The organism is Streptomyces sp. ISL-43, from assembly GCF_018614195.1.
GTDB lineage: Bacteria > Actinomycetota > Actinomycetes > Streptomycetales > Streptomycetaceae > Streptomyces.
Genome location: NZ_JAGGOT010000029.1, coordinates 56,897 through 77,918 on the forward strand (window position 1 = coordinate 56,897; position 21,022 = coordinate 77,918).

Annotated in this window: 13 protein-coding genes and 1 pseudogene; 5 read left to right on the forward strand and 9 right to left on the reverse strand. The window is 73.4% G+C overall.

What is annotated here, in order from left to right:
* The first annotated feature begins 113 nt into the window (after positions 1-113).
* Together eccCa and J7F03_RS16370 are read left to right on the forward strand one after the other, a co-directional pair.
* Positions 114-4,121 carry a type VII secretion protein EccCa gene (eccCa, locus tag J7F03_RS16365; protein ID WP_374104345.1) on the forward strand — a complete coding sequence of 1,336 codons (4,008 nt, stop codon included), beginning with the start codon at positions 114-116 and terminating at the stop codon, positions 4,119-4,121.
* A 37-nt stretch (positions 4,122-4,158) separates the two neighbouring features.
* Positions 4,159-6,690, forward strand: coding sequence for a hypothetical protein (locus J7F03_RS16370; protein WP_214950104.1), 2,532 nt, complete (start codon positions 4,159-4,161; stop codon positions 6,688-6,690).
* Between the two features lie 23 nt (positions 6,691-6,713).
* On the opposite strand, the gene J7F03_RS16375 is transcribed toward J7F03_RS16370, so the two are convergent.
* On the reverse strand, positions 6,714-7,682 hold the full coding sequence (locus tag J7F03_RS16375) for a MinD/ParA family protein (RefSeq protein WP_214950106.1): 969 nt from the start codon (positions 7,680-7,682) through the stop codon (positions 6,714-6,716).
* Positions 7,683-8,279: 597 nt separating this feature from the next.
* Here J7F03_RS16375 and J7F03_RS16380 point away from each other — a divergent pair.
* A complete protein-coding gene (locus J7F03_RS16380; RefSeq protein ID WP_214950108.1) occupies positions 8,280-11,078 on the forward strand; it encodes a BTAD domain-containing putative transcriptional regulator in 2,799 nt (932 codons plus the stop codon).
* Positions 11,079-11,093: 15 nt separating this feature from the next.
* Here J7F03_RS16380 and J7F03_RS16385 read toward each other — a convergent pair whose 3' ends face one another.
* The 4 genes from J7F03_RS16385 to J7F03_RS16400 all read right to left on the reverse strand — a co-directional run bounded on the left by J7F03_RS16385 (position 11,094) and on the right by J7F03_RS16400 (position 13,994).
* Complete coding sequence (locus J7F03_RS16385; protein ID WP_214950110.1) at positions 11,094-11,759, reverse strand: dienelactone hydrolase family protein; 666 nt, start codon at positions 11,757-11,759, stop codon at positions 11,094-11,096.
* On the reverse strand, positions 11,707-12,189 hold the full coding sequence (locus J7F03_RS16390) for a hypothetical protein (RefSeq protein WP_214950112.1): 483 nt from the start codon (positions 12,187-12,189) through the stop codon (positions 11,707-11,709). The genes J7F03_RS16385 and J7F03_RS16390 overlap by 53 nt, the downstream gene beginning before the upstream one ends.
* A gap of 195 nt (positions 12,190-12,384) precedes the next feature.
* Entirely contained in the window at positions 12,385-13,320 is a 936-nt protein-coding gene (locus J7F03_RS16395; RefSeq protein WP_214950114.1) for an oxygenase MpaB family protein, read from the reverse strand.
* 92 nt (positions 13,321-13,412) lie between these two features.
* Positions 13,413-13,994, reverse strand: coding sequence for a hypothetical protein (locus tag J7F03_RS16400; RefSeq protein ID WP_214950116.1), 582 nt, complete (start codon positions 13,992-13,994; stop codon positions 13,413-13,415).
* A gap of 508 nt (positions 13,995-14,502) precedes the next feature.
* On the opposite strand from J7F03_RS16400, the gene J7F03_RS16405 reads away from it, so the two are divergent.
* A complete protein-coding gene (locus J7F03_RS16405) occupies positions 14,503-15,618 on the forward strand; it encodes a glycerol dehydrogenase (RefSeq protein ID WP_214950118.1) in 1,116 nt (371 codons plus the stop codon).
* 8 nt (positions 15,619-15,626) lie between these two features.
* Positions 15,627-15,836: pseudogene (locus J7F03_RS16410) on the forward strand (GNAT family N-acetyltransferase); the annotation flags it as partial.
* Here J7F03_RS16410 and J7F03_RS16415 read toward each other — a convergent pair.
* The 4 genes from J7F03_RS16415 to J7F03_RS16430 form a co-directional block, all read right to left on the reverse strand.
* Positions 15,833-17,482 carry a thiamine pyrophosphate-binding protein gene (locus tag J7F03_RS16415; RefSeq protein ID WP_214950120.1) on the reverse strand — a complete coding sequence of 550 codons (1,650 nt, stop codon included), beginning with the start codon at positions 17,480-17,482 and terminating at the stop codon, positions 15,833-15,835. The pseudogene J7F03_RS16410 and the gene J7F03_RS16415 sit on opposite strands and share 4 nt — an antisense overlap.
* 331 nt (positions 17,483-17,813) lie before the next feature.
* Complete coding sequence (locus tag J7F03_RS16420) at positions 17,814-18,356, reverse strand: type 1 glutamine amidotransferase domain-containing protein (RefSeq protein WP_214950122.1); 543 nt, start codon at positions 18,354-18,356, stop codon at positions 17,814-17,816.
* Between the two features lie 349 nt (positions 18,357-18,705).
* Positions 18,706-19,893: a glutamate--cysteine ligase gene (locus J7F03_RS16425; RefSeq protein ID WP_214950124.1), complete on the reverse strand. Its 1,188-nt coding sequence runs from the start codon at positions 19,891-19,893 to the stop codon at positions 18,706-18,708.
* A gap of 214 nt (positions 19,894-20,107) precedes the next feature.
* Positions 20,108-20,947 carry a class II glutamine amidotransferase gene (locus J7F03_RS16430; protein WP_214950125.1) on the reverse strand — a complete coding sequence of 280 codons (840 nt, stop codon included), beginning with the start codon at positions 20,945-20,947 and terminating at the stop codon, positions 20,108-20,110.
* Between the last annotated feature and the right edge of the window lie 75 nt (positions 20,948-21,022).

Below are 21,022 nucleotides of genomic sequence, written 5' to 3' on the forward strand. Positions count from 1 at the left end.
CAGCGGTTCACCGACGTGCGCCGGGGTGGCGGGGCCCCTGAACCGCGGCGCGTGCCCCGCACGTTCCCCGGAGGGACGGACCGCACGGCCGTCCGGAAGTGAGGAGCCTCCCGTTGAGCGTGGTGCCAGTCAGCCGGCCGGCCCGGCGTCCCGGTCCCGAAATGCCGGAGGGCGAGCTCCAGCTGCAGGAGCCCCCCGTTCTGCCGGAGAGGCAGAGCAGCGCGTCGAACATGATCACCATGGTGCCGATGGCCCTCAGCTCGCTGTCCATGGTCTTCGTGTTCCTGCGCCCCAACGGCGGCATCATGACGTACGTGGCGATGGGCACCATGGTGCTCTCCGCCGTCGGCATGCTCGTCACCCAGATCATCCGGGGCAACAGCGACCGCAAGGCGCAGCTGGTCGGAGAGCGGCGCGACTACCTGCGCTACCTCGGCCAGATGCGCCGCCAGGTCCGCAAGGACATCGGCAAACAGCAGGAAGCCCTCGCCTGGCGCAATCCGGGACCGGAGGAGCTGTCCTCCCTCGTGCGGACCTCCCGGCTCTGGGAGCGCCGTTCCTCGCACCCCGACTTCAGCGACGTGCGCATCGCGGTCGGCGCGCAGCGGCTCGCCGTACGCCTCGCACCGCTCGCCACCAAACCGGTCGAGGACCTCGAACCGCTCGCCGCCCACGCGCTGCGCCGCTTCATCCACGCGTACGGCACTGTCGACGGCCAGCCCATCGCCATCCACCTGCGCGGTTTCGCGCAGGTGATGCTGCGCTGCGAGGATCCCGAGGGCGAGGAGCGCGCCCGTTCGCTGGTCCGCTCCGTGCTGGCCCAACTGGCGGCCCTGCACGCCCCCGACGAACTGCGGATCGCCGTGGTCACCGCCCCCGACCGCCGAGCGCACTGGGACTGGACCAAGTGGCTCCCGCACGCCCTGCATCCCGTCGAGACCGACGGCGCCGGTCCCGTACGACTGGTCGCGGCCACCATCGGTGAGGTCGAGCAACTGCTCGGAGAGGAGTTCGCGGCCCGGCCGCCCTACGAGCCCGACGCGACCCCCAGCCGCGACGAGCCGTACACGGTCATCGTGCTCGACGGCGCCCAGGTGGCCGGCCCGCACCGCGCGGTGCTCGCCGGATACCGCAACGCCACACTCATCGACCTCGCCGGCGCACTGGAGTGGAAGCACTCCCGGGTCACGCTGCGGCTGCGGATCACCGACGGAAACCTGGAGATGGTCGGCGCGGACCGCAACCGCAAGGACGAGGTCACCGTCCTCGGACGCCCCGACACCATGCCTCCCGCCGCCGCACGCCGACTCGCGACGCTCCTGGCCCCCTACCGGCTGGGCGACTCCGTCGACGCCGGGGAACCGCTGGCCGCCGACTTCGACCTGACCTCGCTCCTCGGCATCCACGACCTGCACACCTTCGACGTCCAGCAGCAGTGGGGACAGCGCAACCAGTCGAACAAACTGCGCGTCCCCCTCGGCGTCGGCGCCGACGGCACCCCCGTGGCCCTGGACATCAAGGAATCCGCCCAGGGCGGCATGGGACCGCACGGGATGCTCATCGGCGCGACGGGATCCGGGAAGTCCGAACTCCTGCGCACCCTGGTCCTCGCCCTGGCCCTCACCCACTCCTCGGAGATCCTCAACTTCGTTCTCGTCGACTTCAAGGGAGGTGCCACCTTCCTCGGCCTGGACAAGCTGCCCCACACCTCGGCGGTCATCACGAACCTCGCCGACGAGGCGGCCCTCGTCGACCGCATGCGCGATGCCCTGCACGGCGAGATGATGCGCCGGCAGGAACTGCTGCGCGCGGCCGGCAACTACTCCTCGCTCCTGGAATATGAGACGGCGCGCGCCTCGGGCACCCCCCTCGACCCGATGCCCACCCTGTTCGTCGTGGTCGACGAGTTCTCCGAACTCCTCTCCGCCCACCGGGACTTCATGGACCTGTTCGTGATGATCGGCCGACTCGGCCGCTCACTCGGCGTCCACCTGCTGCTCGCCTCGCAGCGCCTGGACGAGGGCCGCGTGCACGCCCTGGAGTCACACCTCTCCTACCGCATCGGCCTGCGCACCTTCTCCGCCATGGAGAGCCGGGGCGTGCTCGGTGTGCCCGACGCCTACCAACTGCCCTCTCAGCCCGGCAACGGCTTCCTGCGCAGCGACATCTCCACCCTGAGCCGCTTCAAGGCCGCGTACGTCTCGGGCGCGTACAAGCCGAAGCGACGCGCGGGACGGCTGGCGGCCCTCACCGGCCAAGTGGTCGAGCACAGCACCGAGTACGTCGCCCCGCCCGCGCTGCCCGAGGTCGAGGAACCCGCTCAGGAGGAGCCCGAGGAGGTCCGGGCGCTCCTCGACATCGCCACGGAGCGGCTCTACGACGCCGGACCGCCCGCCTACCAGGTGTGGCTGCCGCCGCTCGACGTACCGCCCACGCTCGACGAACTGCTCCCGCCACTGGCTCCCGACCCGCAGTACGGACTGACCGTGGAGAGCGGTTCCGTACGCGGCACCCTGAAGGTGCCGGTCGGCGTGATCGACCGGCCCTTCCAGCAGATGCGCGACCTGCTCATGGTCGACCTGTCGGGCGCGGGCGGCCACATGGGCGTCGCGGGCGCCCCGCAGAGCGGCAAGTCGACCGTGATCCGGACCGTGATGGCCGCCCTGGCCCTCACCCACACGCCGGCCGAAGTGCAGTTCTACTGCCTGGACTTCGGTGGTGGCGCGCTCACCTCGCTGCGCGGGCTGCCCCACGTGGGCGGTGTCGCCGGACGGCACGATCCGGAGCGGGTGAACCGGACCGTCGCCGAGATCGACGGCATCATCGCGCGCCGCGAGAAGTACTTCGCGGAGGAGGCAGTCGACTCCATCGTCTCCTTCCGCCGCCGCAAGGCCGCCGGCGAGTTCGCCGACGACCCGTACGGCGACGTCTTCCTGGTGGTGGACGGCTGGAACACGCTGCGCCAGGAGTTCCCGGACCTGGTCCAGAAGCTCACCCTGATGTCGCAGCGCGGCCTCAACTACGGCATCCACCTGATCATCGGAACCACCCGATGGGGCGAGGTGACCAGCGGCCTGCGCGACCAGTTGCAGACGCGAATCGAACTGCGGCTCGGCGACCCGATCGACTCGGTGGTCAACATGCGCGCAGCCGCCAAGGTCCCGCAGATCCCCGGCCGGGGCTTGACCGGAGACGAGATGCACTTCCTCGCCGCCCTGCCGCGGATGGACGGTCGCGGCACCTCCGGCGACCTGAGCGAGGGAGTGGCCGACCTCGCCGACGTGATCGCCGATCACTGGACGGGCGCCCGCGCTCCCGCGGTACGGATGCTTCCGCTGCTCCTCGACGCGGCCGAACTCCCGGCGCCGCGTGGTGCGTTGCAGATCCCGCTGGGTCTGGAGGACCAGCAGATCCAGCCGCTCTGGCACGACTTCGACCATGATCCGCACCTGATCGTGGTCGGTGACAGCGAGTCCGGCAAGACGAACCTGCTGAAGCTGATCACCACTCAGATCATGAGCGCCTACACCCCGGCCCAAGCCCGCATCATGCTCGTCGACTTCCGCCGCGAGCTCTACGAGACGGTGCCCGAGACCCATCGGCTCGGCTACGCGGTCGCCGCGGACGCGCTGCGGCAGATGGTCGACGGCGCCGCGAAGGCCATGGTCAACCGGGTGCCGTCGGCGGATATCCCACCGAGCCGGCTGCGCCTGCGGGACTGGTGGCAGGGGCCGGAACTGTTCATCGTCGTCGACGACTACGAGCTCATCGGCAGTTCGGGAACCCACCCCTTCGCGCCGGTCCTCGACTATCTCGCGCAGGGCACCGAGATCGGCCTGCACCTCATCGTCGCCCGCTCGGCCAACAACGCCGGACGCGGGCTGGTCGACCCGCTCATGCGCAAGCTCCAAGAGGTCAACACCCCCGCGCTGCTGCTGTCCTGCCCGCCGTCGGAGGGCATTCTCTTCGGCAACGTCAAGCCGAAGGTGCTTCCGGTCGGGCGCGGTCTGCACATCACCCGGCGCCGCACGGTCCAGGTCCAGACGGGGCTGTACGCGGCGGCCGTCGGAGCCGACGGGGCCGACGGGGACGGCGAGGGCGGTGGCGGCAGTGGCGAATGAAGGCGGCGGGGACGAACAGGCGGAAGGGAACCAACCGATGAGCGCAGGCACTCCCGGAACCCCGGGCCCGCCCGGCCGCCAGGGCGAATCCGAACTCCGCCCCCTCGGCGCGCACTTCGTCATAGCCCCCGCCGACGCGGACGACGGCCCGCTCGCGGCGGCCCTGGCAGGGCTGCCGCCGGCCCCGGACGCCCTGCTCGTGCTGGCCGCCGCGGCCGACGCCGCGCCAGTGCTGCGTAGCTCCCTCGGGCGGCTGGCCGGGCTCGCGCGGGAGCGCGGTGCCTCGGCCCTGGCCCTCGCGGCTTCGGGCCTGGCGGCGGCGTCGGCGGCGGACGGCCACCGCCCGGCCGAAGCACTCGCCCGGACCGCCGGGCTCCCCGTGATCGCACCCGACGGTCTGGTCTCGGTCGAGCCCGATGGCGGGCTGCGCGTGACGGTGCCCGGTGCCACGAGACACGGCTCGTGGTGGCTGATTGACCCGGACGAGGAGCCGCAGGACCTCGGCCCGTCGTGGCCGCCGAACGCGGAGGCCGAGCCGCGGGCGACGGAGGCCGAGCCGCGCGTGACGGAGGCCGAGCCGCGCGTGACGGAGGCCGAGCCCCGCGCGACGGAGGCCGAGCCCCGGGCGACGGATGGGGAGGAGGCGGTGCCGGGGGAGCGGGGGCCGGTGTGTCCGGACGCCGACCCGATCGGCCAGGGATTCTGGCTGGCCGCGCCCGGACGTCCGGACCGGGCGTGCGCGCTGGCCGCCGCCGACTCCGGCACCCTGGTGCTGGTCGTCGGCTCTCCGCAGGAGCCGCACCTGCCCGTCGCCGAGCTCCTGCGCCGGGTGGCGGCCCTGGACCTGGCACCCTCGGGGCTGCTGCTCAGCGCCCCCTGGGCCGAGCCCGCCGCACTGGCCGAGATGGCTGCCGCGCTGGCCGGCCACTTCGGCCAGGACGTCCGGACCGCCGTGGGCCTGCCCGTGCGGGGCGCGGACCACTGCACCACCACCTTCCTGGACGCCGAGGGCCGTCCCACATGGGAGCCCGTCATCGCCGAGCTCACCGCCTCGGCGTCCTTGGGCCGCGTCGTCGCCTCGGGCTGGCACGGCCTCCCTCCACTGCCCCCGGCGGGGCCCGCCGTCTTCAGCGCCTGGGACGGCTGGGTACTGGAGGCCGTACCGGCCGGGCTGTGGCTGCGCCCCGAGGCTGCGCCGCACGACGACGAACCCCGCATGCGCCCGGCCGCGTACCACCGTCCGCACCTGATCGTCGGAGAGCCGGGACAGGAGCTGGGCGGCGAGGTCTGGGACCATCTCGACGAGGTCTTGGCCGCCCTGCCCGCACTCGGCGGCGAGCCCTTCGGGCTGGTCCTGGCCGGCCGGGGAGACGAGGACGCGGAGGCCGTCGGGCGGTTCCTCTGCCGACGGCACCCGGTGGAGTGGATCAGCGCAGAGCCGTCCACCGTGCCCCCGGACCCGACGACCGCGGGCGACCCGCTACCCGAACCGGCGGCACCGGCACCGGCACCGGCACCGGCACCGGCACCGACTCCGGCACCGGCACCGGCACCGGCACCGGCACCGACTCCGGCACCGGCACCGACTCCGGCACCGGCACCGGCACCGGCACCGGCACCGACTCCGGCACCGGCACCGACTCCGACTCCGGCACCGGAGCCGGAGACCGAACCTGTCCCGGCCGTGGCCGTGGCGCCGGTCGCGGTGGGGGAGCCCGTAAGCGGACCGGACGCGGCGGCAGCGCCGGCGGCGGGCCCGGTGCCCGTGCGCCCGGGCCCCGGGCCGGCACCGGCCGCCTCCCCCTGCGCCAGCGGCGAGCGGGACCGCGACGGGATGAAGGTCCTGCTCGGCAAGCGGTACCACCTCATCGCCAGCAAGGCCGAGATGGTGGCGGCCAAGCTGCCCGGCCTGCGCTCCTCGCAGGGAGACGATCTCAAGCCCGACCTGGTGGCGGTCCTGCTGCACCAGGCCGACAGCGGCGACCCCGCCACCCGCGCGGAACTGGTCGCCGCGGCCCGGGCCGCGACCAGCGGGCCGCTCGCCCCGTACCTGCGCTGCCTCGGCTCGGGCCTGCGGAGGCTGCCGAGTCACCACGGAGCCGTCCTGGTCGGCGCGTCTGCGCAGCGGACCGAGCTCGGCGGGTACCGTCCCGGCAGCCTCGTGGCGGAGCCCGCCCCGGTCGCCGGCGTGGTGGCGCAGGACGTCGAACTGGGGGCGTCCGTCGAATTCGGGATCTGGTCGACCACCGGGCGGCGCACTGCCGCCTTCGCCTCGACCGCGGCCGAACCGGAGGTCGTCTTCGCTCCCGGCACCCGTTACTCCGTGCTCGCGGTACTCCCCGGTGACGACGGGACCGGCCTGCCCGCCCGGGTCCTGCTGCGCGAGGTCTCCTTCGCCGAGGCCGAGGCCACGCCCCCCGAAGGGGGCGCCGCCGGCCTACGGGACCAGCAGGCTCACGACAGGCTGACCGCGTGGTTCGAAAGCCGGGACCGGATCCCGCCCGGGGACCGGCGCGCCGTCGAGGCCGAGCGTTTCCACCTCGGCGCGGGAGTGGCGGCCTTCCACTGAACTCCCGTGACCCGGCCCGGAGCTCACGGCCCAGGCGTCGACGTCGCGGGCGGTGATTCCGCCCGGGTGAAGCCCTCGGAGACCAGGGCTGCCAGCTCGAGATGGGCCGCCCGCGTTCTGCGCCGCAGCGCATCCGGGTCCAACTCGCCTCCGACCGCCAGGTGTTCGTCGTAGGGAACGACCACCACGCCGCGGCACCGGGTCTCGAAGTGGGCCACCAGCTCGTCGGCTCGGAGCATCCGTCCGGGCTCTCGGACACCCGAGATCACGGTGACGCAGCGGCGCGCCTGCTCCTGGAATCCGTGCTCCTCCAGCCAGGTGAGCGCCGTGCTCGCGCTGGTGACGCCGTCCACGCCCGGCGTGGCGACGAGGACCAGCTGGTGGGCGAGTTCCAGGACCCCGGGCAGAGGACTGTTCGACAGCCCGGGGCCCGTGTCGGTGAGGACGAGCGGGTACCGGCGGCCCAGCAGGTCCATGACCCCGCGGTACTCGCGGTCGTCGAAGGTGCGGGAGGCCGCCCGGCCGGGGCCGTCGGCCAAAACCTCCAGCCCGCCCGGCATCCGCGAGGTGTACCCGCGGATGTCCGTGTACGTGTTCAGCCGCGGCAGTTCGCCGACCAGGTCGCGGACGGTCGCACCGGTTTCCCGGCCGACCCGGTGGCCCAGGGTGCCCGAGGAGGGGTCCGCGTCCACGGCGATGACCCGGTCGGCGCGTTCCTCCGCGAGTACGGAGCCCAGTACGGCCGCGGTGGTCGTCCTGCCGGATCCGGCCCTGAGGCCGATCACCGCGATCCGGTGGCAGCCGTGGAGCGGGGTGGTGCGTACGGTCCGCAGCCGGTCCGGGTCGTCCCGCGAGCCGAGGAGGCCGCCGAACCGGCGCAGGCCCCGGCGGGGCCCCCGGGCCGATCGGCCCGAGGACGGTTCGGCCGGGGCGGCAGCGTCCAGGGCAGGCGCGGGGGACGCCCCGGAAAGTCCGGCAGGTCCGGCGGCCACAGTGGCGCCCTCTCCACCGTCCGGCACCTGCGCCGATGACGGCTGCTGAGCCGAAGACGGTTGCTGCGCTGAAGATGGCTGCTGCGCTGAAGACGGTTGTTGCGCTGAAGACGGCTGCTGCGCCGAAGGCGGCACGGGCACAGACGCGACCTCCCGCGCCCGCCAGGTGGTCGCCCGCGCCACCGTCCCGTATTCGGGTGCGAGGCTCCATCCCGGATCGTCCTGCCCACCCAACCGGTACAACCGGGACGGCCGGGCGCTCGCAGCGACCTCGTCCGTCCCCCCGCTCTCCTCGCCCCGGCCCACAGCGTCCTCCGATCGGCACCGTCGCGCCGATGGCGACCGGTACCCGGAGGAACGGACGGCTCCGCCCGCCCGGTTCAGGAGGGCCGATGGGGGCGTGGGTGGGGTGGGGGGAGGAACGGGGCACTCCACGGGCCTCGTAGGATTGTCGTTCTAGAGTGCGATATTCCGGGCCTGACCGACTCGGCCGCACCTGGGATCCGGCCTGCCGGCCGGACTGCAGAGCGGGGCGAGGCGGCCGGAAGCCCGAGCCGCCCCGGCGCTCGGCGTTTTCCGAGACAAGGGGGGTCTCCGTTGGAGTTCCGATTGCTGGGCGGGGTGTGCGCGGTCGCGGGGTCGAGCGAACTGCCGCTCGGGCCCGCCAAGCGGCGCAGTGTGCTCGCCGTGCTGCTCCTGAGGGCCAATTCGGCCGTCCCGATCGAGCAGTTGATCGACGCGCTCTGGGACGAGGACCCGCCCGCGCATGCCCGTACCGTCATCCAGGGGCACGTTTCACGGTTGCGGGCGCTGCTGCCCGAAGCCGGTGACTCCGGCGTGCGCCTGGTCACCCAGGGCCCCTCGTACGTGTTCGAGATGCCGAAGGAACTGCTGGACGCCCACCGCTTCGACGAACTGGCCCGGCTCGCGAAGCAGCAGAAGCGGCCCGCCGAGGCGGTCGCCACGCTGCGCGAAGCGCTCGCCCTGTGGCGCGGGCCGGCACTGACCGGAACGGTCCGCAGCGCCTCGCTGCTCGCCGCCGCACACGCGTTGGAGGAAACCCGGCTGGTCGTCGTCGAGGACCTGGCCGACGCCTACGGGCGGCTCGGCGACCGAGCCGGAGCCACTGCCGTACTGCAGGCCGAGGCCGTGGCGCACCCGCTGCGCGAGTCCCTGGCGGCGTCCCTGATGCTCGCGCTGTACCAGGCGGGCCGTCAGTCCGACGCGCTCGACTGGTACCACCGCACCCGAGGTCTGCTCGCCGACGAACTGGGCATCGACCCGGGTCCGGCACTGCGCGGCGCGTACGAGGCGATCCTGCGCGGGGAGCCTACGGTCCAGCCGTCGCCGCCGGACACGCTCGTCCGGGCGGACCGGACCGGGACGGCCCTCGTGCGAGCGGACCCGGCGGCGACGGCCACGGCGGACCGGGCAGCGTCGGAAAGCGCCCAGATGTCCTCCGGGCCGCGCTCTTCGACGGATGGCCCCGTTCCGCGCCTGCTGCCGCGCGGGGTACGGGGCTTCCTGGGCAGGGAAACGGAACTCCTGGAGATCGACCGGAGCGTACGGGACGGGGCCATCGCGCTCGTGATCGGCCCCGCCGGGGTCGGCAAGACCGCACTCGCGCTCCAATGGGCGCACAGCGGGCAGGCGCGCTACCAGGACGGAACGCTGTTCGCCGATCTGCGTGGCTTCGGCGGCGCCCAGGTCGAGCCGGTGGAGATCGTGCGGGAGTTCCTGCTCGCCCTCGGGGTGCCCGCGCGCCGGATGCCCGAGTCCGCGGCCGCCGCCTTCGCTCTGTACCGCACGCTCACCGAGGAACGCGAGCTCCTCGTCGTCCTCGACAACGCCCGCAAGGCGGACCAAGTCCGCTCCCTGCTGCCCGCCGGGCCGTCCTCGGCCGTCCTCGTCACCTCACGGCTGCGCCTCGGCGGGCTGATCGTCGAAGAGCTGGCCCGGCCCGTGCAGGTCGACGTGCTCGGGCCGAAGTCCGCCACCGAGCTGCTCGCCGCGGCGGTCGGCGGCGGCCGGGTGGCGGCCGAACCAGCCGCCGCCGCCCAGCTCGCACGGCTGTGCGACGGGCTGCCGCTGGCGCTGCGCATCACGGCAGCCCAGTTGGCGGCCCGGCCGCGCTGGCGGCTCGCGGACCTGGCCTCCGAACTCGCCAATGAGCAGCGCAGGCTCGCCCTGCTCTCCCTGGACGACTGCGAGGACGCGGGCGTCGCGGCGGCGCTGCGGCTCACGGTGCAGGGTCTGCCCCACGACGCGCTGCGACTCTTCGCCCAGCTCGGGGTGCTGCCGGGGCCCGACCTGGACCGGGACGCCGCCGCCGCGCTTTTGGACCGGAGCCCCGCCGTGGCCGCGGAGGCGCTCGACCGGCTCGCGGGCGCGCACCTGATCACCGAGTACGCACCCGGCCGCTACTCCCTGCACGACCTGGTCCGGCTCTACGCGCGCGGTCTCCGCGCCGACGAAGGCGCGCTGCTGCGGCTGCTCGATTCCTACACGGTCGCCGCCCTCGCGGCGTCCGCGGCCGCCGAGCCCGACGACAAGCCCTGCTGCACGCTGCCCGCGGACTTCCACGCCCCCTCCGCGGTACGGGAGTTCGAAAGCCGCGACGCAGCCTTCGACTGGTATGCCGCACAGCGGGACAACCTTGCCGCGGCGGTCGCGGCGGCCCGAGCCGCGGGCCACGACGACCGGGCCTGGCGGCTGGCCGTCCTGCAATGGCCCCACGTCGTGTGGCACGTCCGCGACGGCTGGGTGCCGATGCTCGAACAGGCCCTGGAAGCGACCAGGCGGCTGGACGATCCCGACGCGGAGTCCCGGGTCCGGGCACTCCTCGGCTGGGTGCTGACCCGGGAGGGACGGCTGGCGGAGGCGCTCGTCGAGCTGGAACTGGCGCCCGCCCTCGCCGCCCGCGCGCAAGATCCGTCGAGCGAGGCGACCGCCCTGGTCAACCTGGCCGTGGCGCTCGACCGCGACGGGGTCACCGACGTTTCCCTGCGGCACGTGAGCCGCGCGGTCGAACTGGCCCGTGAGGCCCAGGACATCTTCACCGAGCTCCTCGCGCTCAGCCACCGCACCCGCCAGCTTCTGGTCCGGGGTGACGCGGTGGCGGCGGAGCGGTGCACGGCGTACGCGCTGACCCTGGGCGGAGCGGGAGCGCCGACGGGTCTGATCGCGATGAGGCACACCCTGCTGAGGCTCGGCCGGGGCGAGGCGCTCAGCGCCCTGGGAGAGCGGGAAGCGGCCGAGGCCGTCGTCCGCCGGGCCCTGGCGGACGCGGTACGGCAGGGCTTCAAGGAGGCGGTCACGAGCGCGAGGTCCCAGCTCGGCGCGCTCACGACGTTGACGGCCGACGGGGGAGTGGTACGGCAACGTTCTTCCGCCTGATGGGCGTGACACCGCTCATCGCTCCTCCCACCGCCCGTCGCTCCCCGGGTGCAGGAACCACTCCCGGGCGAGACGCGCCACCTCTTCCAGCGCGCCGGGCTCCTCGAAGAGGTGCGTGGCTCCGGGGATCACCTCGACCCGGTTCGGCACGTGCAGCAGCTCGGCCGCCTCCCGGTTGAGCCGCAGCACTTCCTGATCGTCGCCACCGACGATCAGCAGGACCGGTGCCTGGACACGGCGAAGAGCGCTGTCGCCGGCCAGGTCCGGCCGGCCGCCCCGGGATACGACAGCCTGTACGCGTCCCGGGCGCTCGGCCGCCGTCCGCAGCGCCGCCGCCGCGCCGGTGCTCGCCCCGAACACGCCTACGGGCATCGGTGCGGCATCTTCCCGGGCGGCGAGCCAGTCGACGGCACGGACGAGCCGGTCACTCAGCAGTCCGATGTCGAAGCGGAACCGGGCGGTCAGCAGGTCGGTCCGCTCCTCATCCGCGGTCAGCAGGTCCAGCAGCAGCGTTCCCAGCCCTGCTCGCCGCAGCTCCGCGGCGACGGCACGGTTCCGCGGGCTGTGCCGTGAGCTTCCGCTGCCGTGCGCGAAGACGACCACAGGCCCCGCCGACGGCAGCACCAGGTCACCGGACAGCGCCGATCCGTCCACGGGGATCCTGATGTCTTCCGGCGTCATGGCGTCCACTCCCTGCCCCGAACAGTCCGTAGTCACCTGCGCAGGCGGCGCAGGAGTCGGTGCGGTCGCCGCAGCAGCTGTCGGGCCAGTCGTCGCAGCGGCCCGCGAGGGTGAAACCCCCGGCTGTCCCCCCCCGGCTCTCGTGCGTCGTCAAGGGCACCTCGGGCATGAGGAAGCGGCGGTAGCGGGCATCGGGGGTCATCAGGGAGCAGAAGGGGGTGCTGCCCATGTCCTCGATGAGGACCGTGAGGGGCTGCGGCGGATCGGTGGGGAGTTCCGCCCGAAGGACAGTGCCGTTCCTGGCGGGCTTGCGTCGGTGGGCGACCACCTTGCCGTCGACCAGCACCTCGATCTCGTGCCCGGGCCATTCGAGGACGACCGTGACGGAGTGCCCCTCCAGATCCACGTGGAAGCGATGTGTGCGGGCCATCGCAGACCTCCCGACGAAGGTTCGTGACACTCCCCGCCGCCTCGTCACGCTCTGTTCACGGCATGTGCCGGAACGGTGCGTGACGCCCGACGCCCACTGCTTTGCCGGGGCGTCTTCCTGGCGTCTTCCCCCGGTCGAAACGTCCAAGCACGCGATACACCGCGCGCGCGGCCGGGCGGTTCCGCCGCCTGCCGGTCAGCCGGCGGCGGGCCGGGCGGGCGGCACCGCGGACCTCGGCCCGGCCCCTGCCGCCGGCGGGTCCGGCGTCGGCGTCGGAGCGGCCATCGCCCAGCGGATGGCCGCGGTCATGGCGTGCCCGGAGGGCCGTACGCAGGCCCTCTCGAGCGGCGGCAGCCAGGGCAGCCCGAGCTCCGCGCGGGCCCAGCGGGGGAGCATGCTCACGGCGTTCGCGGCGAGGAGGGCGTACGGGGCGCGGGCGGCCGGAGGAAGGGGCGGGCGGAGCAGGATGAAGCGGGCGGCGTCCCGGGCCTCGGGAGTGCCGCGCAGCTCCGGCCGGTAGGCGGCGAGCCGAGCGGCCAGAGCGGCCCGGTCCAGCGGCGGATCCGGCACACCGAGCGCGGCGGCCACTCGCGCGGTGTCGGCGATGTACGCGTCACAGCCCGGTCCGTCGAGCGGCCGGGCGCCGTACCGCTGGTGGGCGCGCAGGAAGCTGTCGATCTCGGCGATGTGGACCCAGGCCAGTAGCCGCGGGTCCGAGGCATCGTAGGGCTCGCCGGTGGCGGTGGTTCCGCGCACGCGGTCGTGGACCGCCCGTACCCGGTCGACGGCGTGCTGTGCGTGCTCCGCCGTGCCGTACGTCGTGACCGCGAGGAACGTACTGGTGCGCTGCAGCCGCCCCCACGGGTCCCCGCGGTACCCCGAGTGCCCGGACACCGCGGCCATGGCCAGCGGGTGCAGGGACTGCAGCAGCAGCGCCCGCAGTCCCCCGATGAACATCGAGGCGTCGCCGTGGACGACACGGACCGGCCGGTCCGGCCCGAACCAGCGCGGGCCGGGCGTGCCGTGGATGCGGGCGCGGTTGGCCGCTCCCGCGGGTCCGGCTACGCGGGAGAACAGTTCGCGGCCGAGCCTTTCTCGCAGTTCGGCCAGCACGGGTGCGGCCCTCGCCATCCACCCATTGTGATTCACCGGTCCGGTGCCTGTCAGCAGGTGGGCGCCGGCCACTGCCCTGCGGTGTCGCAGCAGACCGGTGGCGGCCCGGGTCAGGACTGGCTGTTGAGGAAGCCGATGAGGCTCGCACCCCACCAGCCGGTCTGGCTGACGGTGGCGGCCAGCCCCGACTGGACGAGCAGGCGGCGCGGCACGGGGAGCCTCCCGTACCGGTCGAGGCGCTGGCCGAGCCAGTGCGCGTACAGACCGTTGAGGGTGATCGCCAGGACGAGGCCGAGCTTGACCAGTGTGAGGGCCGAGTTCATGTCCGGGCGGAGGAACATGCCGGTGACGGTCAGCCCGGCGAGGCCGGCCCAGATCGGGATCTGCAGCGTGCAGGCGGTGCTGAGGGTTTCGGACAGCCGGCGGCGCCCGAGGAGCCACAGGAGCGCGAACCAGTCGACGGCCATGACGGCGCCCAGCCCGACGACGAGGGCGGCGACGTGGAAGAAGCGGGCCGCGGTCTGGAGCGTGGCGCCTGCCTGGACGTGGCCGGCCGTCCAGCACGCGCCGGTCAGGACGGCCGAGCTCAGGACGCCGAGTGAGGCCAGGACCCACAGGGGTGTGGGCCGTTCCGGGTCTTCGGCGGGCCGTGCTACGGGCGGGGCGACGACCGCGTCGGAGAGGAGGGTCACCGGTCAGCCTTCGAGGCGGTGGGCGAACGGGAGGGCGCGCTGCGAGGGGAGCACGGGTCTCGGCATGGCTCAATTCTTTCCATGAATAGTTAGGCAAGGCGTACCTAAGTCCCTGCTGTGGCTTCACGTCAAGCCGTCCCAACCTGCGGATGGAGGGGATATTTCGGGCACACTTTGCAGATTTGTCATCTCTGCAAGGGAGTTGAAGTGACGCCACATGGCCGAGATGTCTTAGGGCGGGCGGTGTGACGATCGACATCTGGACAGCCCGGCCGTGCGCCTGCCTAGACTGCGCGCCGCCCCCCACCCCGGCTGCCCCCACCCCGGCCGCCCCACCCCGCGCCGGCCGCCCCAGGAGAGCGCCGCGCCCTCCCGCGGAGCGCGGCCGGCTGAGAGAACCCTGTGCGCGGGGTTTTCTCCTCCGCGCATGACCGAGCCGGGGGAGTGGTCCGCGATGACGATCCACGGGAGACTGCCCGCCGTAAGGATTCGATAGCGGAGGGGTGCCATGCTCAGCGTCTTCTCTTCCCCCGGTCACTACGTCCAGGGCCGCGACGCCACCGCGTCCCTGGGCCCGCAGATGGTCCGGCTGGGTCTTGCCGGACCGGTCCTGATGGTGGCTTCCCCGAGCGCGGAACGCCTGCTGGCCGAGGTCTGGCAGGAGACCTTCGCGGCAGCCGGCACCACGTACGCGGTCCATCGGTTCGGTGGAGAGTGCAGCCGCGCCGAGATCGCCCGGATCACCGGGGCCGCGACGGCCGAGCGCGCCGCGGTCATCGTCGGGGCGGGTGGCGGCAAGGCCCTCGACGCGGCGCGGGCCGCGGCGGACGACCTCGGCCTCCCGATGGTCAGCTGTCCGACCGCGGCCTCCAACGACGCCCCGTGCAGCGCCCTTTCCGTCCTGTACTCCGACGAGGGCCGGTTCGAGGCCTATCAGCTCGTGCGCCGCAACCCGGCACTCGTCCTGGTGGACAGCAGTGTCGTCGTGCAGGCCCCGGCACGCCTCTTCTCCGCCGGCATGGGCGATGCCCTGGCCACCTGGTTCGAGGCCCGGACCTGCGTGGCCGGCCGGGTCCGCAACATGCGCGGCGGAGCGTCCACGATGGCGGCCGCGGCGCTGGCCGAACTCTGCCACCGCACGCTCCTGGCAGACGGCCCCGACGCCCTGAACGCGGTCCGGCAGCAGGTCGTCACCCCGGCCGTGGAACGCCTCATCGAGGCGAACACCCTGCTGTCCGGGCTCGGCTTCGAGTCGTCCGGCCTCGCCGCCGCGCACGCGGTCCACAACGGCCTCACCGCCGCCCCCGAAACCCACTCCTACCTGCACGGCGAGAAAGTCGCCTTCGGCGTACTCACCCAACTCGTCCTGGAAGGCGCGCCCAGCGGCGAGATCAGCTCCGTCCTCGACTTCTGCACCACGGTGGGGCTCCCGGTGACGCTCGCCGAACTCGGCCTGGGCGACGCGAAGAAGGAGAGCATCCTCCAGATCGCGGCACGCGCCACGGCCGAGGGCGAGACCATCCACAACGAACCCTTCGGCGTCGACACCGGCATGGTCGCCGACGCGATCACCGCGGCCGATGCCCTCGGCCGGAGCCGGCAGGAGACCGCCATCCGCGCCTGAGGACGCGGCCGAGCCGGACCGCACACATCAGCGTGCTGACCGCGCCGGAAGCACGGGGGCGGGGGCTGGCCCGGTCGACGGGTTCGGCGGCGGTCTCGCACACGCTCGCGGCCGGACGGCTGCCGCAATGGCGTGCCCGCCCGCTCGCCTCCCGGCGCGTCGCGGCGGGATCGGGGTTCGGGGAGTTGGGTTCGCAACTCGGCTTCGAGCTGGACTAGGTCGTGGCTCCCGCGCGGGCCGAGCCGGCCGTCGTCTCGAAGCGGTCCCAGGAGGCGTGCGGCGGAATCGGCGACACCGCCGGGTCGGTACGGAAGTCCAGGACCGTCGGGCCGTCGGCAGACAGGGCGGCCCGCCAGGCGTCCTCGACCCGGCCCGGGTCGGTCACGTGGATCCCGGCCATGCCCAGCGAGCGCGCGAAGTCCGCGTAGGGGTCCCGGTTGTTCCACACCGCCACGATCAGGCGGGGATCCGTCCATTCGCCGGCGTGTTCGGCGATGGCGGCCAGCTCCGTGAGCCCGTTCGCCCGCATCTCCCCGTCGTCGACCAGCGCGACCGCGGGCCGGTCGGGGTGCGCGAACTTCGCGCCCATGGCGTAGGGGACCGCGCAGCCCGTGGTGGCCAGGGTGCCGGACAGCGTGCCGCGCATGCCGTCGCGCATCGTGAGGTGCCGGGCGTACCAGGTCGCGACGGGACCGGAGTCGACGGTGATCATCGCGTCCGCGGGGAGGAGCGGGTCCAACGTGTGCGCCACGTACGCGGGGTTGACGGGATTGCCGCCGAGTCCGGCCTGGCGCGCCATGGCCGTCCTCCACCGCCGCACGCCCCGGACGACGCCGTCCTGCCAGGAGCGGTCCCCGACGGGGCGGAGCAGGTCCCGCAACGCGCGAAGTGTGGCGGCGGCGTCGCCGACCAGGTCGACCTCGTACGGATAGCGCGGTCCGACCGGATGGGGGTCGATGTCGATCCGCACGGCCCGCGCCTGCCCGTACGGGGGAAGGAACTCCGAGTACGGGAAGCCGGAGCCGATGGTGAGCAGCGTGTCGCAGTCCCGCATCAGCTCGTACGAGGGCCGGGTTCCCAGCGGGCCGATGCAGCCGGTGACGTACGGCAGGAGGTCCGACAGGGCGTCCTTGCCGAGCAGGGACTTCGCCACTCCCGCGCCGAGCAGCTCCGCCGTCTCGGCGACCTCGGCGGCGGCTTGGGCGGCGCCCTGGCCGATCAGGAGGGCCACCCGGTCACCGGCGTTCAGGATCTCGGCCGCCCGCACGACGGACCGGTCGTCCGGCACGGGGGCCCCGCCGCTCGCGTCGAGGCTCGACGGGACCAGCTTGTGGGCCTGGCCGGTCGGAGGATAGGCGAGGTCCTGCACGTCGGCCGGGACGATGACCGCGGTCGGCGCGCGATCGGCGTAGGCGGTCCGGATCGCCCGGTCGAGCACGTCCGGCAGTTGTCCGGGCACCCTGACCGTCTCCGAGCCGGCGGCGGCCACGTCCTCGAACAGCCGCCGCAGTTCCGCCTCCTGCTGGTGGGCACCGCCCACGGTGCCGCCCCCGGGCTGCCCGATGATGGCCACGACCGGGACGTGGTCGAGCCGCGCGTCGTACAGCCCGTTCAGGAGATGGGTGGCGCCCGGACCGGACGCGACCGCGCAGACCCCGACGTGGCCGGAGAACTTGGCGTAGCCGACCGCCTCGAGGGACGCCGACTTCTCGTGCGGGGCCCGTACGAAGCGCGGCTCGTCGCCCGCCCGGGCCCAGGCCGCGAGGAGCCCGTCGATGCCCTCGCCGGGGCAGCCGAAGACATGGGCGACCCCCCAGGCGCGCAGTCGTTCGAGGATGTGGTCGGACACCTTCGTGGCGGTCATCTCATGCCTGCCTTGCCTCGCTCCCCTGGACCGGGACCAGTCGGTTCACCGCGTCGGGAGGGGCCGGCAGGCGAAACCTCCAGCAGGCGGTCCATCGCACGCAGGACCTGCTGGAGATGCTGCCAGGGGTCCTCGGTCTCCCGGGATCCCCCGTGGTCCCTCGGCCGCTCGGTCCGGTTCATGGTTCTCCTCCGATCCAAGGCCTGATCCGTGCGGGAAGGCGCCTGCCCGCTGGAACGCCCGGGTACGCCTGGCGGCCCCGCCCCGCCCCGCCCCGCCCCGCCCCGGTCGGTCCCGGTCGGCCCCGGTCCGGAACCGGTGTGCCGGCCCGTCAGGCCTGCCCGGTGCGGAACTCCTTGACGAGCGCCGTGCAGAAGGCGTCGAGGTCGTCCGGCTTCCGGCTGGTGACGAGCGTCGCGGGCGCCGCGTCGCAGACTTGTACGGGCTCGTCCACCCAGGTGCCCCCGGCATTGCGGATGTCGGTGGCCAGGCTCGGCCACGAGGTCAGCGTGCGGCCGCGGACGACGTCCGCCTCCACGAGCATCCACGGGGCGTGGCAGATCGCCGCGACGGGCTTGCCCGCTTCGAAGAAGCTGCGGGTGAAGGCCACGGCCCGCTCGTTCATGCGCAGCGCGTCGGGGTTGGCGACCCCTCCGGGCAGGACGAGCGCGTCGAAGGCGTCCGAGCCGTCTTCCGCGAGGACGTGATCGACGGGGTAGCTGCCCGCCTTTTCGAGATGGCGGTACGCGCGGACCCGCCCGGGTGCCGTCGAGACCAGCTGCGGACTCCAGCCGGCCTCCTCCACGGCCTTCCAGGGTTCCGTGAGTTCGATCTCCTCCACGCCTTGGGGCGCGGTCAGAAAGGCGATGCGCACCGATTTCGCCTCCTTCAGTCGGGGGGTTCCGGCACCACCGGCCGTTCGCTGGGCGAGGGCTGGTCGGGAGCCGGAGGGTCGTGGGGCGCGGGGTCGGGACCCAGGGGGTCGGGTCCGCCGGGTCCGGGACTCGGGGGTCCGGGATCGCGGGGTATCGGATCCGGGCTCTCGGGCGTGGGCCCGGGGCCGTCGGGCCGCGGTTCGGTGCTCCGTTCCATGCGCTTCACCTCGGAGTTCCTTCCCGTGCGCGTCCACGGGGCCGGTGCGCGAGGGATCGCGCGCACCCCCGGCGCCTGCCCCGTCACACACGTCTCAATCAGGGGTGGGCCGGGGGCGTTCGCCGTACAGGTCAGGCTGCGGCCACGGCTTCCGCGAGGCTGTCCACCACATGGCTCAGCCGCCCGTGACTCCGGTGGGCGGCCCTCTGCTGCGCCGCCCCGATGCCGTCGGTTCGGACACGGTCGAGGAGGGAGTCGACCAGGCCCAGGTCGCCCGAGGCGGCGAGCCCCGGGGCCACCCGTTCCCGTAGCCGGGCGACCAGGGCCCATGCCGGCAGGGAGGCACCGCTGACCGGGTCGAGGCCGTCGCCGTCCAGGCCGTGGGCGGCCGCGCGCCGGTGGGCTTCGCGGAGCCTCGCCGGCCGCGGTTGCGGGGTCGGGCTGCCGTCGGCCGCCTCCGTGCGCAGGGTGGCCGCGAGGCCCCGTACGAGAACGGCCAGGAGGACGACGGTGTCGATCCGGGCGTTCACGTCGGCGACGCGGATCTCCACGGTCGGCACGTGCTCGGACGGGCGGGCGTACCAGTAGATCATCCGCCGGTCGAGCACGGCTCCGCTGCGGACGAGCTCGTCGGCGAAGCGTTCGTACGCCGCCTCGTCGAGGATCGGGGAGGGGCCCACGGTGGGCCAGCGCGCGTGCTCGACGGCTCGCCAGCTGGCGTAGCCGGAGTCCCTGCCCCGGTTGAAGGGGGAGTTGGCGGCGATCGCCTGGAGCGAGGGCAGCCACGGGCGCATCCGGTTGGCGAGGTCGAGGGCCTCGGCCCGGCTGCTCACCCCGATGTGGACGTGGCATCCGCACACCACCTGGTCGTAGTCACCGAGGACCGACGCGAAGCGCGAAGCCATCCTCCGGTACCGCTCGTCGGGGGTGATCGTCAAGGGACGCTCCGGCGGTATGACCGGGGTTCCGGTGGCGAGCAGCAGGCATTCCTCGGCGGCCGCGGCGCGGATCACCTCGGCCCGCAACCGGGCCAGCTGCGCCCTGAGGTCGGCGGGGCTCGCCGTGGGATCGGTGCACACCTCCACCTGGGCGGTGAAGAACTCCGCCTGCACCAGCGGGCCGAGCGTCCGCGCGGCGGCTTCTATGACGCGGGGTCCACGCCCCACCGGGGCCCGGCTGCGGCGGTCGACGAGCAGGAACTCCTCCTCGACGCCCATCGTCAGCGCCGAGACCCGGCCGGGGCCGTCCTCCAGCGGCGCGGCTGATGCGCGGGCTGCGCCGTCACGTCCGGCGGAACGTGGGGATACGGTCAGTGACATCGGTGGGCCCCTCCGTCCATCGTGGCCGGTCGCGAGGGTCGATCGCGTGCTGGATCGGGCGGTCGATCACGTGCTCGGCTTGGGACTCGCTGCTGAAGGGCGCATACCCCTCGGATCGCCGCTCACGCAGGGGGCGGGCCGTCAGTAGGCCCCGGGACGGAGCCGTCGGCGGGGCTCGGGGACGAAGCCGTCAGCGGAGTTCCCGATCCAAGCCTCAGGCGAATTCGGGAACGAAGGGGAGGTAGTCCTTCTCCAGGGTTGAGGGGATCACCACGTACGTGGCCTCGGGAAGCTCGTTCCACACGCCGGGCAGGTCTCCGAGCGGCTCGGAGACCACGATGCGGGACTCGTCGGAGATCTCGCGGAGAAAGTCCACTTCCGGGTGGAGGTGGCGGACGGTGTCCGCACGGCTGCTGTAGAAGAGTGACCGGGACGCGCCCTGGCTGGAATAGCGGAAGGCCCAGACCCGCTCGCCGTCGCTGACCGCACACGTCATCTGGAGGGGGTGCTCGACACCGTGCTCCTTGCCGAGCCGCTCGACGAGCCCGGCCATCCTGGCCACCGCGCCGGGGACGTCCTGGTCGAGCCCGAAGGTGACCGCCAGGTAGAACATCACTTCGGAGTCGGTGGACCCTTCGATGTACGGGAAGAGCGCCGGGTCGACGGCCAGGCACAGGTCTCGCTGCAGCCGGTGGAAGTCGGCGATGGCCCCGTTGTGCATCCACAGCCACCGGCCGTGACGGAACGGGTGGCAGTTGGTCTGCTGGACGGCCGATCCCGTCGAGGCGCGCACGTGCGCGAAGAACAGGTGCGAGCGGACGTGCGCAGCCAGCTCGCGCAGGTTGCGGTTGTTCCAGGCCGGGGCGATGTCCCGGAAGACGGCCGGTGTGCCGTCACCGTTCCCGCTGTACCAGCCGATGCCGAAGCCGTCGCCGTTCGTCGTCTCGACGCCCATCCGGGCGTGCAGGCTCTGGTTGATCAGTGAGTGCTCCGGACGGTAGAGCACGGCGTCGAGCAGCATCGGTGAACCCGAGTAGGCGAGCCATCGGCACATGGAACCATCCCCTTCGCGGCCTGTTCCGAGCCTAACCCGGCGTCCGGCAGCCCTCTCGTCCGCGCCGGCCGGCGG

Bases quoted from the DNA above. Each gene is read 5' to 3' on its own strand.
- J7F03_RS16370 (WP_214950104.1), top strand. From the start codon at position 4,159: ATGAGCGCAGGCACTCCCGGAACCCCGGGCCCGCCCGGCCGCCAGGGC.
- J7F03_RS16385 (WP_214950110.1), bottom strand. From the start codon at position 11,759: ATGACGCCGGAAGACATCAGGATCCCCGTGGACGGATCGGCGCTGTCC.
- J7F03_RS16390 (WP_214950112.1), bottom strand. From the start codon at position 12,189: ATGGCCCGCACACATCGCTTCCACGTGGATCTGGAGGGGCACTCCGTC.
- J7F03_RS16395 (WP_214950114.1), bottom strand. From the start codon at position 13,320: ATGGCGAGGGCCGCACCCGTGCTGGCCGAACTGCGAGAAAGGCTCGGC.
- J7F03_RS16405 (WP_214950118.1), top strand. From the start codon at position 14,503: ATGCTCAGCGTCTTCTCTTCCCCCGGTCACTACGTCCAGGGCCGCGAC.
- J7F03_RS16415 (WP_214950120.1), bottom strand. From the start codon at position 17,482: ATGACCGCCACGAAGGTGTCCGACCACATCCTCGAACGACTGCGCGCC.
- J7F03_RS16425 (WP_214950124.1), bottom strand. From the start codon at position 19,893: ATGTCACTGACCGTATCCCCACGTTCCGCCGGACGTGACGGCGCAGCC.
- J7F03_RS16430 (WP_214950125.1), bottom strand. From the start codon at position 20,947: ATGTGCCGATGGCTCGCCTACTCGGGTTCACCGATGCTGCTCGACGCC.